Source organism: Sphingobium fuliginis (assembly GCF_004152845.1).
GTDB lineage: Bacteria > Pseudomonadota > Alphaproteobacteria > Sphingomonadales > Sphingomonadaceae > Sphingobium > Sphingobium fuliginis.
This window is the reverse complement of sequence record NZ_SEON01000003.1, coordinates 12,800-28,738: the sequence shown is the minus strand read 5'-3', so window position 1 is coordinate 28,738 and position 15,939 is coordinate 12,800. Positions and strand designations below refer to the sequence as shown.

At 66.2% G+C, this 15,939-nt stretch carries 10 protein-coding genes; 4 read left to right on the top strand and 6 right to left on the bottom strand.

All coding sequences use genetic code 11. The features are described from left to right. The first annotated feature begins 1 nt into the window (after position 1). The gene (locus tag EWH10_RS08990; RefSeq protein ID WP_044662053.1) at positions 2-1,189 is read left to right on the top strand and encodes a thiolase family protein; all 1,188 of its coding nucleotides are present in this window, start codon (positions 2-4) and stop codon (positions 1,187-1,189) included. Here EWH10_RS08990 and glgX read toward each other — a convergent pair. The 6 genes from glgX to EWH10_RS08960 all read right to left on the bottom strand — a co-directional run bounded on the left by glgX (position 1,169) and on the right by EWH10_RS08960 (position 11,751). Beyond that, positions 1,169-3,037 carry a glycogen debranching protein GlgX gene (glgX, locus tag EWH10_RS08985; RefSeq protein WP_044662052.1) on the bottom strand — a complete coding sequence of 623 codons (1,869 nt, stop codon included), beginning with the start codon at positions 3,035-3,037 and terminating at the stop codon, positions 1,169-1,171. The genes EWH10_RS08990 and glgX overlap by 21 nt on opposite strands. Further along, a complete protein-coding gene (glgA, locus tag EWH10_RS08980) occupies positions 3,034-4,482 on the bottom strand; it encodes a glycogen synthase GlgA (protein WP_044662051.1) in 1,449 nt (482 codons plus the stop codon). Before glgA ends, glgX begins: the two co-directional genes overlap by 4 nt. A 15-nt stretch (positions 4,483-4,497) precedes the next feature. Beyond that, positions 4,498-5,757 (bottom strand): glucose-1-phosphate adenylyltransferase, encoded by a 1,260-nt coding sequence (gene glgC, locus EWH10_RS08975; RefSeq protein ID WP_025548086.1) that lies wholly within the window; start codon positions 5,755-5,757, stop codon positions 4,498-4,500. Between the two features lie 50 nt (positions 5,758-5,807). After that, the gene (gene glgB, locus EWH10_RS08970; RefSeq protein ID WP_044662050.1) at positions 5,808-7,970 is read right to left on the bottom strand and encodes a 1,4-alpha-glucan branching protein GlgB; all 2,163 of its coding nucleotides are present in this window, start codon (positions 7,968-7,970) and stop codon (positions 5,808-5,810) included. Positions 7,971-7,988: 18 nt separating this feature from the next. Continuing rightward, positions 7,989-10,457, bottom strand: coding sequence for a glycogen/starch/alpha-glucan phosphorylase (locus EWH10_RS08965; RefSeq protein ID WP_044662049.1), 2,469 nt, complete (start codon positions 10,455-10,457; stop codon positions 7,989-7,991). Between the two features lie 88 nt (positions 10,458-10,545). Continuing rightward, positions 10,546-11,751, bottom strand: coding sequence for a serine hydrolase domain-containing protein (locus tag EWH10_RS08960; protein WP_044662048.1), 1,206 nt, complete (start codon positions 11,749-11,751; stop codon positions 10,546-10,548). A 236-nt stretch (positions 11,752-11,987) separates the two neighbouring features. Here EWH10_RS08960 and EWH10_RS08955 point away from each other — a divergent pair, with 236 nt between their 5' ends. The 3 genes from EWH10_RS08955 to EWH10_RS08945 are packed head-to-tail and all read left to right on the top strand — an operon-like array spanning position 11,988 to position 15,919. Further along, the gene (locus EWH10_RS08955) at positions 11,988-12,500 is read left to right on the top strand and encodes an RNA polymerase sigma factor (protein WP_044662047.1); all 513 of its coding nucleotides are present in this window, start codon (positions 11,988-11,990) and stop codon (positions 12,498-12,500) included. 55 nt (positions 12,501-12,555) lie between these two features. After that, complete coding sequence (locus EWH10_RS08950) at positions 12,556-13,488, top strand: FecR family protein (protein WP_044663113.1); 933 nt, start codon at positions 12,556-12,558, stop codon at positions 13,486-13,488. Continuing rightward, the gene (locus tag EWH10_RS08945; RefSeq protein WP_044662046.1) at positions 13,472-15,919 is read left to right on the top strand and encodes a TonB-dependent receptor; all 2,448 of its coding nucleotides are present in this window, start codon (positions 13,472-13,474) and stop codon (positions 15,917-15,919) included. The genes EWH10_RS08950 and EWH10_RS08945 overlap by 17 nt, the downstream gene beginning before the upstream one ends. The last annotated feature ends 20 nt before the right edge of the window (positions 15,920-15,939 follow it).

Genomic DNA, 15,939 nt, shown 5'->3' with positions numbered 1-15,939 from the left:
CATGTGGGACCATCGGGACGAGGTGGCCGTCGCCGGGCTGGGCTATAGCAGGCTGGAACGCCGGTCGGACCGGAGCCTGGCCGCGCTGACGCTGGAGGCGTGCGACGCCGCGCTGGCCGATGCCGGATTGCGGCGCGGCGATCTGGACGGCATCGCCACATCCCCCGCCATGCCGCGCTATGGCGGGCGCAAGGGCGTGGACGAAGGGATCGACGTCGTGACGCCCTGGTATCTGGCGGGATTGCTGGGGGTCGCTCCGGCCATCCGGTGGATCGGCTCCACCAACGGCATGGTGACGCAGAGCGTCATCGACGGCGCGCTCGCCATATCAGGCGGGCTTTGCGACCATGTGCTGGTCTATCGCGCGCTGCATGTGCCCGACGGGCGCTATGTGAATTTCGAATCGGCCCATGCGGTGGGAGGCGACCAGTATCTGGCGCCCTATGGCTTCAGCATGCCGCCGGCCTGGGCCGCCGTGGCGCTGCGCCGCTATTTTGCGCTTCATGGTTATGACCGGGCGGATTTCGCGCCTTATATCGCCCGGAACCGCGCCAATGCGCAACGCAACCCCAATGCCTATTGGCGAGGCAAGACGATCACGATGGAGGATTATCTCGCCGCCCGGATGATCGCCGATCCCATATCCATCCTCGATTGCGACATTCCGGTCGATGGCTGCTGCGCGATGATCCTGACCTCCACCCAACGGGCGCGGCATTTGCGCCGGCCGCCTGCCTTGCTCACCGGCTTCGCGGCCTCCGCCCATCAGGGCGCGGGAGGCACGCCGATGAACCTTGAGGATATGTGGGACGGCGCGAAGGATGTGGCGCGCCGGCTGTGGGAGGCGACCGGCCTGTCCCCGGCGGATGTGGACAATGCGCAGCTTTATGACGGTTTCAGCGTGCTGGTGCTGACCTGGCTGGAGGGCATGGGCTTCTGCCGCGACGGCGAAGGACTGGCCTTCCTGCGCGAGGGGCATGGCGATCCGGACGGGCGCCTGCCGATCAATACGGGCGGCGGAGCGCTGGGCGAAGGGCGGCTGCACGGCATGACCCAGCTTGCCGAGGCGGTCGCGCAGGTCACGGACCGTGCGGGCGAGCGGCAGGTGCCGGGGGCCTCGCGGGCGTTGGCGACGATCTCCAACGGCCTCGCCAAATCGACCGCCTTCCTATTCAGCCGGGATGGGTAGGACCGTTCGGGCGGGAATGTGCACCCCGCCGAAGTCATGCGGCCAGTCGCCGCCATTGATGAAGACGGTGAAGCCCGATCGCCGGAAGCGCATGGCCAGGCAGCGGCGATCCGGATCTTCCCATTGCGCGACGGTCATCGGCTGTCCCCGCTCGTCGAGCCACTCGACATCCGTTTCCGAGAGCCAGCCCGCGTCGCTGAAGTCCGGCGTCGACGCCCGCATGTCGGCAAGCGCGAACGCATGCGCCTCTATGTCCCGGTCGCGGCCCTGCCAGTCGACCCAGCCGATTGCATTATCCTGCGCATAGGCGTTGTTGTTGCCCTGCTGCGTCCGGCCGAACTCGTCGCCTGCGGTGAGCATGATCGCGCCGCGCGAACAGAATAGCGTGCCGAGCAGCGCCTTGATGTCGCGCCGCCGCGCTGCCCGAATGGCCTGATCGGCGGTCGCGCCCTCGATGCCGTTGTTCCAGCTGAAATTTTCGCCATGGCCGTCGCGGTTCTGCTCGCCATTGGCTTCGTTGTGGCGATGGTCATAGGCGGTCACATCCGCCAGCGTGAAGCCGTCATGGGCGGCCAGAAAATTGACGGTGCGCGTTGCCGGATCGGCATGGAAAATGTCGGACGATCCCGCGATGCGGGTCGCGAGCGCGCCGGTCATACCGCGATCCCCGCGCCAGAAGCGGCGCATATCGTCGCGATAGCGGTCGTTCCATTCCAGCCAGCGCGCCCCGAAACGGCCGAGCTGATAACCGCCGGGGCCGATGTCCCACGGTTCCGCGATCAGGATGCGGTCGGACAGCAGCGGATCGTCGCGCATGGCCCTCAGCAATGGCGCCTCGCTGTCGAAACCCGTCGGCAGGCGCCCCAGCGCGGGAGCGAGGTCGAAGCGGAAGCCGTCGACTCCCGCTAAGCCGACGAAATGGCGCAGCGACGCCAGGATCAGCCGCTGCGCGACGGGATGGTTGCAGTCGATGCTGTTGCCCGTGCCCGTATCGTTGATCAGGCGGCCATCGGGTTCATGCCGGAAATAGCTGCGCGCATCCAGGCCGCGGAGCGACAGGGTCGGGCCCTCGCGGTCGCTTTCCCCGTCATGATTATAGACCATGTCGAGGATCACGCCGATCCCGGCCGCATGCAGCGCATCCACCGCGCCACGCAGTTCCGCCATGCCGCCCGGCGCCAGCCGGGGATCGAGCGCGAAATAGCTGACCGGATTATAACCCCAGGCATTGCGCAGTCCCAGCGGCGCCAGATGCCGTTCGTCGATCCAGGCGTTGATCGGCATCAGTTCGATGGCGGAGACGTGCAGGCGGCGCAGATGTTCGATCACGGCGGGGTGCCCAAGGGCCGCGATGGTGCCGCGCTGCGCCTCCGGAATGTCGGGATGCAGCATGGTGAAGCCGCGGACCTGCACCTCATAGATCAGCCCGCCGGACCGGAAGATCGGCGGTTCCGGGGGCACCAAGGGAAACGGCGCGGACACCACCCCCTTGGGCATCAAGCCTGCCGTGTCGCTGCCTTTGCCGCGCGGTGCGGCCAGCATCGGATCATAGGCGAACGGCCGGTCGATGGCAGGCGCATAGGGATCGAGCAGCAGCTTGTCCGGATCGAACCACAGCCCCGCATCCGGATCAAAGGGACCGTCGGCGCGCAGGCCATAGCGGGCGCCCTCCCCCACGCCGGGCGCATTGACGGACCAGATGTCCTCGCCCTCCCTTGCCATGGTCAGGCGCGTTTCGCGATCCCGGGCATCGAACAGGCACAGCCAGAGCCGGTCCGCGTCGGGCGCATGGACCCGGAAACGGGTTCCGCGGCCGTGCATGCCCGGACCCAGCGGCTGCGGGCTCATGCGGTGGTCCGGACCAGTGCGCGGAACAGTTCCGCATAGCGCGCCGCGCTGTGGGTCCAGGAGAAATCGGCGCGCATGCCGGCGCGCTGCATCGCCTGCCATGTCGGCCGATGCGCATGAAGCCGGATGGTGCGCGCAATCGCTCCATGCAGCGCCAGCGGATCGGACGGCGGGAAGACGATGCCGGTCGCCACGCCCGCGCCGACGGCAGCCTCATTGGCGTCGATCACCGTGTCCGCCAGCCCGCCGACCCGCGCCACCACCGGCACGCAGCCATAGCGAAGGCCGTAAAGCTGGGTCAGGCCGCAAGGTTCGAAGCGGGAAGGGATCAATATGGCGTCGGCCCCCGCCTGCATCAGGTGCGACAGCGGCTCGTCATAGCCGATCCGAGCGCCCACCCGCCCGCGATGCCGGTCCGCCGCCGCCAGGAACGCGCCCTCCAGCGGATGGTCGCCCGACCCCAGAAGGGCAAGCTTGCCGCCCAGCCCCACCAGATGGTCGATGGCGTCCATCACCATGTCCATGCCCTTCTGCCAGGTGAGGCGGCTGACGATGATGAAGATCGGCGCGTCGTCGCGGTCGAGGCCGAACTGCGTTTCGAGGACGCGGCGGCTGGCGCCGCGCCCGCCCAGCGCCCGCGCGCTGAAGGGTTTGGCGATCAGGGGATCGGCGGCGGGGTCCCATATGGCGGTATCGACGCCGTTCAATATGCCGTGCAGCCTGTCGGACCGGCCGTTGATCAGGCCGTCCAGCCCCATGCCATGCATCGGGGAGCGGATTTCGTCGGCATAGGTGGGGCTGACGGTGGTGATGGCATCGGCCGAGACAAGCCCTGCCTTCAGATAGCCCGTGCCGCCATAATATTCGACCCCGTCCACGCCCCAGGCTTCGGGCGGCAGGCCGAGCTGGGGAAAGACATCCGCGCCGAAACGTCCCTGGAAGGCAAGGTTGTGGATCGTCACCACCCTGGGCACGGCGTGAGCCGGCCCGAAGCGCATATAGGCGGCGGTCATCGCCGCCTGCCAGTCATGCGCATGGACCAGGTCGGGCCGCCAGCCCTTCACCCCTTCGGCCGCCATGTCCGCCCCGGCACGCGACAGGGCGGCGAAGCGTTTCCAGTTATCGGGCCATTCGCCGCCGCCCGCATCGCCATAGGGGCCGCCTTCCCGCGCGAAGAAGTCCGGGGCATCCAGCACCAGCAGGTCGAGGTCGCCCAGCTTCGCCGCCAGCACCGCCGCCGGCGCGCCGAACAGCGCGTCATAACGGCGCAGCAGCTTCGCCTTGCCCAGGCGCGAAAGAACCGCCGGATAGCCCGGCACCAGCGTCCTGACCCCAATGCCATGCCCCGCCAGCGCGCCCGGCAAGGCACCCGCCACATCGGCCAGCCCCCCGGTCTTCACCAGCGGATAGATTTCGGACGTGACCGAAAGCACCCGCATCGCCATTCCCCCGCCCAAGTTTCAGTCCGCCAGCCGCTCGATCATATATTGGGTGATCAGCGTCACGCCGCTTTCGGTCCGTCGGAAACGCTGCGCGTCATGCTCCGGATGTTCTCCGACGATCAGGCCGGGCGGGATGATCACGCCTGAATCCAGCACGCATTTGTGCAGCCGCGCACCGCGCCCGATCACGCAGTCGGGCATGATGACGCTTTCCGTCACGGACGAGAAGCTGTGCGTGCGCACCCCGGTGAACAACAGGCTGCGGTGGAGCGACGATCCCGACACGATGCACCCGCCCGCGATCAGGGAGGATGTGGCGGAACCGCGCCGTCCCTCCTCATTGTGCACGAATTTCGCCGGCGGGGTGACTTCGGAATAGGTCCAGAGCGGCCAGCTCCGGTCGTAGAGGTCGAGCGAGGGCACCACGTCGGTCAGGTCGATATTGGCCTGCCAATAGGCGTCGATGGTGCCGACGTCGCGCCAATAGGGCACAGGTTCGCTCTCTGCGCGGACGCAACTGCTGGAGAAGCGGTGAGCGACGGCTTTGCCATGCTTGACGATGTGCGGGATGATGTCGCCCCCGAAATCGCGCTTGCTGTCCGGATCGTCCGCATCGCGCCGCAGTTCCTCGATCAAAAGGGCGGTGCGGAAGACATAGATGCCCATGGACGCCAGCGCCATGCCCGGGCTGCCGGGAATGTGCGGCGGGTTCTTCGGCTTCTCGACAAAGGCGGTGATCACGTCCTGCTCGTCCACATGCATGACGCCGAAGCCGCTGGCTTCCTTCACCGGCACCTCCATGCAGCCGACGGTGACGTCCGCGCCGCTGTCGACATGCTGCTGGAGCATCAGCTCATAGTCCATCTTGTACACATGGTCGCCCGCCAGGATGACCATATATTCCGGCGCATAGCTTTCGATGATGTCGATATTCTGGAACACCGCATCGGCCGTGCCCTCATACCATTGGCTTTCCGACACGCGCTGGCTGGCGGGCAGGATGTCGAAGCTCTCGTTACGCTCCGTCCGGAAGAAGTTCCAGCCGCGCTGCAGATGCCGGATCAGCGAATGCGCCTTATATTGCGTCGCGACGCCGATGCGCCTGATGCCGCTGTTGAGCGCGTTGGAAAGGGCGAAGTCGATGATCCGCGCCTTGCCCCCGAAATGCACCGCGGGCTTGGCGCGCCGGTCGGTCAACTCGGCCAGGCGACTGCCCCTGCCGCCGGCCAGAACATAGGCCATGGCGTCACGGGCGATCGGCTGGTGTCTTGGCTGCATCGCCCTCTTCTCCTTCATGCTCGCGAGCGCTCGGTTTCCGCCCGTCGGTTTCAATAGTCCAGTTCCAGCATCAACGTTCCAAGCGGCGGAATGGTGACATTGGCCCATCCTTCCTCATCCGCGACGACAATTCCCATATTTCCCGCGCCGCTGCCGCCATAATCCGCCGCATCGCTGTTGATGATCTCGCGCCAGCGGCCGCCGGAGGGCAGGCGCATCCTGTAGCCGTGGCGCAAGGTCGGCGTGAAATGGCTGATGACGACGATGGGCGATACGCCGGGCGCGCGACGGACCCAGGCGAAGACCGAATCCGCCGCCGCGTCGACCAGCACCCATTCGAAACCCTCCGGCTCGCAATCGCGGGCATGCAGCGCCGGGCGAGAACGATAGAGGCGGTTGAGGTCGCTCACCAGCAACTGCACGCCCCGATGCGGCGCGTGATCGAGCAGGTGCCTGTCGAGCGCCCGCGCCTCGCTCCATTCGGCCCGCTGCGCGAATTCCTGCCCCATGAACAGCAGCTTCTTGCCCGGATAGCCCCACATCATGGCGTAATAGGCGCGCAGGGTCGCGAATTTCTGCCAGTCGTCGCCCGGCATCTTGTGCAGCAGGGACGCCTTGCCATGCACCACCTCGTCATGGCTGAGCGCCAGCACGAAATTCTCCGTAAAGGCGTAGAGCAGGCCGAAGGTGATGTCGTCATGATGATGGGCGCGGTGCACCGGATCGCGCGCCAGATAACGCAGCGTGTCGTGCATGAAGCCCATATTCCATTTGAAACCGAAGCCCAGGCCCCCTTCATGGACGGGGTGGGACACTTTCGGCCAGCTCGTCGACTCCTCGGCAATGGTCATGACGCCGGCATGGGTGCCGTAGAGCGCCTTGTTCATCTGCCGCAGGAAATCGACCGCCTCCACATTTTCCCGCCCGCCCTGGCTGTTGGGAATCCACTCCCCTTCCTTGCGGCTGTAATCGAGGTAGAGCATCGAGGCGACGGCATCGACGCGAAGCCCGTCGACATGGTAGCGCTCCGCCCAGAAGAGGGCGTTGTTGACCAGATATTGCGCCACCTCCCGCCGGCCGAAATTGTAGATCGCCGTGTTCCAGTCGGGATGGAAGCCCTTGCGCGGATCGGCATGTTCATAAAGGGCGGTGCCGTCGAAATGGGCCAGCCCGTGGGCGTCGGTCGGGAAATGGGCGGGCACCCAGTCGAGGATCACGCCCACTCCCGCCCGGTGCGCGCCGTCGACGAAGCGGGCAAAGCCTTCCGGATCGCCAAAGCGCGCGGTCGGCGCGTAAAGGCCCGTGGTCTGATAGCCCCAGCTAGGATCATAGGGAAATTCGCTGATCGGCAGGAATTCGATATGGGTGAAGCCCATGCCGACCACATAGGGGATCAGCCGGTGGGCAAGGTCATCCCAACTCAGGAAATTTCCATCATCGTCGCGCTGCCATGAACCGGCGTGCACCTCATAGACGGAAATGGGTTCGCGGCGCGGATCGGCCCTTTGCCAATAGTCGCGGTGGCGCTCATCGCCCCAGTCATGGTCGGGCACCGCCGCCACGATGGAGGCCGTGGCGGGCCGCAGTTCGGAGCGGAAGGCGAAGGGATCGGCCTTCAGCGGCAGGACCGTCCCGTCAGGCCCGACAATCTCATATTTATAGGCGCTGCCCACCCCCACTTCGGGCAGGAAGATTTCCCATATTCCCGCATCCTGCCGCCGCCGCATCGGCGCCCGGCGTCCGTCCCAGCGGTTGAAGTCGCCCACCACCGACACCCGCTGCGCATTGGGCGCCCAGACCGCGAAATGCGTGCCCCCCACCCCTTCATGGGTGATGAGGTGCGCGCCCATCTTGTCGAACAGCCGGGCATGAGACCCTTCGGCAAAATAATAATCGTCCATCGGCCCCAGCACCGGGCCGAAGCTGTAGGGATCGATCAGCGTATATTCGCCGCCATCGGCATAGGTCGCCCGATAGCGCAGGGGCTGGCGCTTGCGCAGGGCAACCTTGCCGAAGAACAGCCCTGCCGGATGGACCCGGTCCAGCGCGCCTGCGGCCTTGCCGTCCAGCCTATAGGCATCGACCCTCACCGCATCGGGCAGGAAGACGCAGGCGGTGAAGCCCTTTTCCGCCGGATGGACGCCAAGCGTCGCGAACGGATCGTCCTCCCGCCCCTCCAGCAGGCGGGCGATCTGTTCCGGGGTCAAGCCCACGCTAGTTCCGGCCTCGCGTCAAACCGGCACCTTCCAGATGTCCGTCGCATATTCCCTGATCGTGCGGTCGGACGAAAACCAGCCCATGCGCGCGACATTGTGGATCGCCTTGCGCGCCCACAGCGTCTGGTCCTGCCATATCCCGTCAACCCTGCGCTGCGCGGCCGAATAGCTGTCGAAATCGGCCGCGACCATGAACCAGTCATGATCGTAGATGCCCTGCACCAGATCCCTGTACCGTCCCGGATCGTCGGGGGAAAAGACGCCGCTCGCGATCGCATCCAGCGCCTGGCCCAGCTCGCGGCTCTGGCCGATCACCTCGCGCGGGTCGTAGCCATGGGCGCGCCGTTCGTTCACCTGGGCGGCGGTGAGGCCGAAGATCACGATATTCTCCTCCCCCACATGGTCGCGCATCTCCACATTGGCGCCGTCGAGCGTGCCGATGGTGAGCGCGCCGTTGACCGCGAACTTCATGTTGCCGGTGCCCGACGCTTCCATGCCAGCGGTCGAAATCTGTTCGGACAGGTCGGCGGCCGGGATCATCATTTCCGCCAGCGACACATTGTAATTGGGCACGAACTGCACCTTCAGCAGGCCCTGCACCGCCGGGTCGTGATTGACCGCCCGCGCCACGTCGCCCGCCAGCTTGATGATCAGCTTGGCATTGTGATAGCTGGGCGCCGCCTTGCCGCCGAACAGCTTGACGCGGGGCACCCAATCCTTTTCCGGATGCGACCTTATCTGGTCGTAGAGCGACACCGCCTCGATGATGTTGAGCAACTGCCGCTTATATTCGTGGATGCGCTTGATCTGGATGTCGAACAGGGCCGAAGGATCGATCCGGGCGTTGACCCGCTGGCGCAGCAGATCGGCCAGAGCGACCTTGTTGGCGCGTTTGACGGCCAGGAATTTTTGCTGGAACGCACTGTCGTCGGCGAAACGATCCAGTTCCCGCAGCGCTTCGGGATCGTCCATGAAGCGGTCCCCGATCGCTTCCCTGATCAACTCGAACAGCCCGTGATTGCACTGCATCAGCCAGCGGCGGAAGGTGACGCCATTGGTCTTGTTGTTGATCCGCGCCGGGTAGAGCCGGTGGAAGTCGGCGAACACCGTTTCCTTCATCAATTCGGTGTGCAGCGCCGACACGCCGTTGACGCTGTGCGATCCGGCAAAGGCCAGATTGCCCATGCGCACCCGCCGCTCTCCCCCCTCGTCGATCAGGGAGATGGTGCCGATGGCCCGGTCGTCGAACTGGCCGGATCGCCGCGCCTCCCCCAACAGGCGGCTGTTCACCGCATAGACGATCTGCATATGCCGGGGCAGCAGCCGTTCGAACAGCGGCACGGGCCAGCTTTCCAGCGCTTCGGGCAGCAGCGTGTGATTGGTGTAGCTGAACGTCCGGCGGGTGATGTCCCACGCCTCGTCAAAATCGACGCCGTGATTGTCGAGGAGTATCCGCATCAACTCCGCCACGGCGACGGCCGGATGGGTGTCGTTGAGCTGGATCGCCGCCTTTTCCGGCAGGGTGCGGATGTCGCCGAAATATTGGATATGCCGCCGGACGACGTCCTGCAGCGACGCGGAGGAGAAGAAATATTCCTGCCGCAGCCGCAATTCCTGCCCCGCGGGCGAACTGTCGGCGGGGTAAAGGACGCGCGTGAGCGCCTCCGCCCGATTGCTCTCCGTCAGCGCGCCCAGATGGTCGCCCGCATTGAAGCGGTCGAGCAGGATCGGGTCGATCGGCTGCGCTTCCCACAGGCGCAGCGTATTGACGCGCTTCCCGCGCCAACCCGCAATGGGGGTGTCATAAGGCGTGGCGATGACGCGCTCGGCCGGCCGCCAGCGCATCTGGTGCGGGCTGGCGTCCTCATTTTCCGACGGGTCGACCCGGCCGCCAAAGCCGATCTCGTAGCTCGCCTCGCGCCGTTCGAATTCCCAGGGATTGCCGTGGGTCAGCCAGGTTTCAGGCAATTCCACCTGCCAGCCGTCCGAAATCTCCTGCCGGAACATGCCGTTCACATAGCGTATGCCATAGCCATAGGCGGGCACGTCCACCGTCGCCATGCTCTCCATGAAGCAGGCCGCCAGCCGCCCCAGGCCGCCATTGCCCAGCGCGGCATCCGGCTCCAGCGCGGCGATGATGTCGATGTCGACGCCCAGCGAACTCAATGCCGCCTGCATGTCGTCCAGCATCTCCATGTTGGACGCCGCGTCGCGCATCAACCGCCCGATCAGGAACTCCAGGCTCAGATAATAGACCCGCCGTCCCTGCTCCTCATAGGTTTTCTCCGTCGAGGCGATCCATGCATCGATCACCCGGTCGCGAATGGCGAGGATCACCGCATGCAGCCAGTCGTGCGGCTTCGCGGCGGTGGCGTTCTTGCCGATCCGGTAGGTCAGCCGCTCTACGATCTCATGGGCAAGGACCTCCGGATCGACCTGCCGGGGAGCGGGCTTCGGGAGGGTGGGTTGGCCTTTCAGGTTCATAAACGTGCCCCTTTTCGCCTTCGAGTCCGGGCGCGATGATGGCACGCCGTCCCGAGGCTCGCCAACAGCAAATTTTGCAGCGCAGCAATTAATCGGCGCGGCTCTCGATGATGGCATGGCGAACACCCTGCCTCAACTCGCGACGGACCGGATGGATGCTTGAGGGAAAATGCTGGGTCATGAAAATGCCGATCAGCCGCTCCACCGGATCGATGAAGAAGAATGTCGAGAACACGCCGCCCCAATAATATTCCTGCGTCCTGAGATCGGTCGCGAAGCCGAGGCCGAAGCCCACGCCCGCATAATCCGCCTCGCTGAACATGGAGGAGGACAGGCTGGCGAGATCGCCCCCGCCCGGCAGATGATTGGCATGCATCGCCGCGACCGTTTCCGGCTTCAGCAGCCGCACGCCGTCCAGTTCGCCGCCGCGCAGCAACATGCGGGCGAAGCGATGATAATCCGCCGTGCAGGAGATGAGGCCCCCGCCCCCCGAACGCAGCTTGAGCGGCCGGCGCCACCCGCTGCGTTCGCCCCGGTCGTAGAGCGACAGCGTGCCGTCCTGCGCCCATTGCCAGGCGTCCGTCATCCGCCCGGCGCGATCCTCCGGCAATTCGAAGAATGTGTCCGGCATGCCCAGCGGATCGAAGATGCGCTCGCGGAAAAATCGCTCCAGGTCGAGGCCGCTCAGCCGCTCCACCACGACGCCCAGCACATCGGTGGACACCGAATAATTCCACCGCTCACCCGGCGAGAATTCCAGCGGCAGCGCGGCCAGCGCGGCGATGAATTCGTCGGAACTGCGTTTCTGCTGGAACTCGTCGAGGCCGAGTTCACGGTAACGCGCGTCGATGGCCGTCTGCCGCTGCAAACCATAAGTGAGGCCCGATGTGTGCCGCAGCAGGTCGATCATCAGCATCGGGCGGCGCATCCGATCCGCCCCATCGGCCCCGACGGCGAGATCGGCGAATTCCGGCAATATCTTCGTCACCGGATCGTCCAGCGCCACCAGCCCCTGCTCCACCAGCATCATGAAGGCGACCGAGGTCACCGGCTTGGTCATGGAGGCGATGCGGTAAAGGGCGTTATCCCCAAGCGGCTCGCCGGTCGCGCGTGCGGCACCGCTGCGGACCGAGACGATGGGTCGTTCGTCACGCGAAAGGAGCCATTGCATATGGGGCAGCTTGCCCGGGACGACATAGCGTTCATGAACGAAGGCGGCCTGCGCCTGCAATTTCCCGGCATCCATGCCGGATGCCCGCGCCGCCTCCACATCCACCTGCCCGATAAGCTGCATCGATCCTCCTGCCGGCCTGCCCGCTGCCCCTAGAGCAATTTCACCATGAGGGAAAATGCTCTTGTCTTTCGATGCCGCATTTTCCGAGCCGCCGACCTCAAACGGTCAATCCGGAAATGCTCCCGATCAGGCATGGCCGGAGGTAAATGGCAATATCCCATGGGCCGCTTGCCCGTTGCAACGCCTTCATCGGCCCATTATGGCAACCGCCTGATCCCACTGGACGCAAGCTCTTCATGGCTACCGGCCTATCCGCCATCTTCCTGAACAACCGGCCCGCCCTGCTGCGGTTCCTGCGCGCGCGCGGCGCGGGCGACGAGTCCGAGGATCTGTTGCAGGACATGTGGATGAAGCTGGAGGAGAAGGATCTGGGGCCGATTGCCGATCCCCTGCCCTATCTCTACCGCATGGCGAACAACCTGATGCTGGACCGCTATCGTTCCGCCACCCGCCGCGAACGGCGCGAGCAGGATTGGGCGGAGGGTGCGGGCGGCGTGATGGCCGACCCGTCGGAGGACATCGCCGTGGACGAACGGCTGATCCTGAACGAACGGCTGGAGGAGGCGCGCGCCGTGCTGCAATCCCTGGGGCCGCGCGTCGAGCTGGTGTTCCGGCGCTTCCGCCTGGAGGGCGTCGGGCAAAGGCTGATCGCGGAGGAACTGGGCGTCAGCCTCACCACCGTGGAGAAGGATCTGCAAAAGGCCTATCGCGCCATGATCGCCCTCAAGCAGAAAATGGATACGGAATGAGGAAGGCGGCGGCGTCTGGCTCAGATGAGGGGCTGACATGAACAGGGCTGAAGCCATGATGAACGAGGAGGCGCTCGGATGGGTCATCCGCACGCGCGATCCCGAATTTGCCGATTGGGAAGCCTTCACCGCATGGCTGGAGGCCGATCCCGTGCATGCGCCCGCCTATGATGCATTGATGGCGGCGGATGCCGATCTGGCAGAGATCGTTCCAACGGAGCCCGTGACCATGGCCGCTCCGGCCAATGATGCGGGCGAGCGCGGCTGGCGCTGGTCCCGATCGCTGATCGGCGGCGGGGCGGTGGCGGCGGCGCTGGTGGCGGCCATATCGGTCGGTATGTGGAACCGCAGCGACATCTACACCGTCACGACCAGGCCCGGCGAAACCCGCACCGTCGCGCTGGACGAGGGCACCCGCGTCGAACTGAACGGCGGCACGACCATGCGCTTCGACCGGCATGACGCGCGCTTCGCGGCGCTCGACAGCGGCGAGGCCGCCTTCACCGTCCGGCATGACGCCGCCAATCCCTTCCGCGTCACCGTGGGCGACGCGCTGTTCGAGGATGCGGGCACCGTCTTCAACATCGTCCGCGCCGGCAATGCGACCCGCATCGGCGTGTCGGAGGGCGAGGTCATCTACAATCCGAAGGCGGAAGCCATCGCCCTGCCCGCCGGCCGCGCGCTGATGGAGGATGAGAACGGCCTGCGCGTCATGGACGTCGCCACCGACGCCGTCGCAAGCTGGCGTCAGGGCCGCCTCACCTATGCGAACGCCCCGGTGACGCAGATCAGCGCCGACATCGCCCGCTCACTGGGCGTCCGGCTCACCGCCACCCCCGGCGCGGGGACGATGCGCTTCACCGGAACGATCCGCCTGCACCGCGACCCGGCGCGCTTCTTTGGCCAGGCAGCGCCGCTGATGGGCCTCAGCGCCGTCAGGCAGGGCGACGGCTGGCTGTTGAGGGAGGGGGATGGCCCGCCACGCTGACGTCCTGTTCGTCACCGCCCTCGCCATGATGGCCGCTTCGCCTGGGCAAGCGGCGGAAAGACAGCAGATCAGCATCGCCCCCGGACGGCTGGGCGAGGCGGTGATAGCGCTCGGCCGCCAGACCGGGGCCAGCATCGGCATGTCGGACCAGTCGCTGGCGGGCGTGGCCACTCCCGCCGTGGAGGGACGCCTGTCGGTGGAAGCCGCGCTCAAGCGGCTGGTCAAGGGCAGCGGCGCCAGCATCCGGCGTATCGACGCGACCACCTGGCGGATCGTCCGGACGCCGGCGGTGGTGCGCGAGCAGCCCCGCGCCCGCATCGCCCAACCCGCTCCGCAAGCCGCGCCCGAACCGGCCGAGATCATCGTCACCGCATCCAAGCGCGACACCCCGCTTCCCCGCTATGCCGGGATGGTCGATGTGGTGGGCGACGACGCCTTCACCGCCGGGGAGGCGGCCGGCGGCACCGCCAGCCTGATCTTCCGCGTGGCGAGCCTCAGCTCCACCCATGCGGGCACGGGCCGCAACAAGCTGTTCATCCGCGCCATCGCGGACTCCGGCGTTGCCGGACCGACCCAGGCGACGACGGGACAATATCTGGGCGACATGCGCCTCAACTACGCCGCGCCGGACCCGGACCTCCGGCTCTACGACATGCAGGGCGTGGAGGTGCTGGAAGGGCCGCAAGGCACGCTATATGGCGCGGGATCGCTGGGCGGCATCGTGCGCATGATCCCCAATGCGCCCAACCTGGTGCGCGCCGGCGGGCAGGTCTCCGCCGGGCTCAGCGCGACGCAGCATGGCGATCCGGGCGGCGACCTGGCCGCGACGATCAACCTGCCGGTCGTGACGGAGAAGATCGCGCTGCGCATCGTCGGCTATGGCGTGCAGGACGGCGGCTATATCGACGATGTCCTGCGCGACAGGCATGACGTCAACCGCATCCGCACCTATGGCGGCCGCGCCGCGCTCCGTTTCGCGCCGGACGAGAACTGGACCATCGACCTCACCGGGGTCTTCCAGCGGATCGAGGGCGACGATGCGCAATATGCCGCGAAGGCGATAGGCGACCTCAAGCGCGCTTCCGCCGTCGCCCAGCCCTATTCGTCCGACTATGCGCTCGCCAATCTGCGGGTGGAGCGGCAATGGGACGATCTGCGCTTCGTCTCCTCCACCGGCTTCGTGCGCAACATATTGACGGAAAGCTATGATGCGACGCCTTATGAGATGGCCGGGGCGGACGCGCCCGCCGCCCTGTTCCGGCAAAGGAACAAGGTCGACATCTTCTCGACCGAAAACCGCATCGTCCGCGACCTGGACAATGGCCTGGGCTGGATATTGGGCGCATCCTATCTGGAAAGCACGTCGGATATTCAGCGTTCGCTGACCTCCTATGGAACGGCCCTGATGCAGCCGCAGGTCATTCCCGGCGTGCCGATGTACGGGCGGGGCATGGCCGCGACCTCGACCGGCGTGCACAACCGCATCCGCGAGGCGACGCTCTTCGGCGAAGCGTCGTTCGAACCCATGCGCGGCCTGATCGCCACGGTGGGCGGCCGACTGACCAACAGCCGCCTGACCGGCGAGGTGCTGGACCCCATCGCCCTCTTGTCCCTTGCCGCCATCGCACGCGCGGAGGCGCAGGCGAACCGGAGCGAGACGATCTTCCTCCCCTCCTTCTCCCTGCTGACCGACGCCTTGCCCGGGACGACCGTCTATGCCCGGTTCCAGCAGGGTTTCCGTCCCGGCGGGCTGGCTGTCGACGACCAGCATATCCAGCGGTTCCGCAACGACCGCGCCTCCACGGTGGAACTGGGCTTCCGCAGGGGCATTCCGGGCATCGATCCGGTCGCGGTCACGGGCAATGTCGCCTATACCAGATGGCGGGACATCCAGGCCGACGTCACCGACCGGATCGGCATTCCCACCACCGCCAATATCGGGGACGGGCGCATCTATACGGTGGAGGGGCGCGTCGCCGTCCGCCCCGCGTCGCGGCTGACGCTGGACGGCAGCATCATCTACAATGACAGCCGCCTCAGCCGCCCGGCGCAATTCCTGCGCTTGCTCTCCTATGAGGGGCAGTCCTTGAGCCTGCCCAATGTCGCCAATTGGGGCGGCCGCGTCGGCTTCGACTATCGCGCGCCGATGGGAGGGGACATGCGGCTCCAACTCAGCGGATCGGCCCGCTATGTCGGCAAGTCGCGCCTGGGCGTGGGGCCGATATTGGGCCGGGAACAGGGCGACTATGTGGACACGGCGCTCAGCGCGGCGCTGACCCATGGGACGGTGCAATGGTCGCTCTCCCTCACCAACCTGCTCGACAGCAGCGGCAACCGCTTCTCGCTGGGCACGCCCTTCGACCTTAGCGGGGATTATGTGACGCCGCTGCGTCCGCGCACTGTCCGGCTTGGCCTGGATTTCGCCTTCTGATCCTGCATCGCATTATTTTT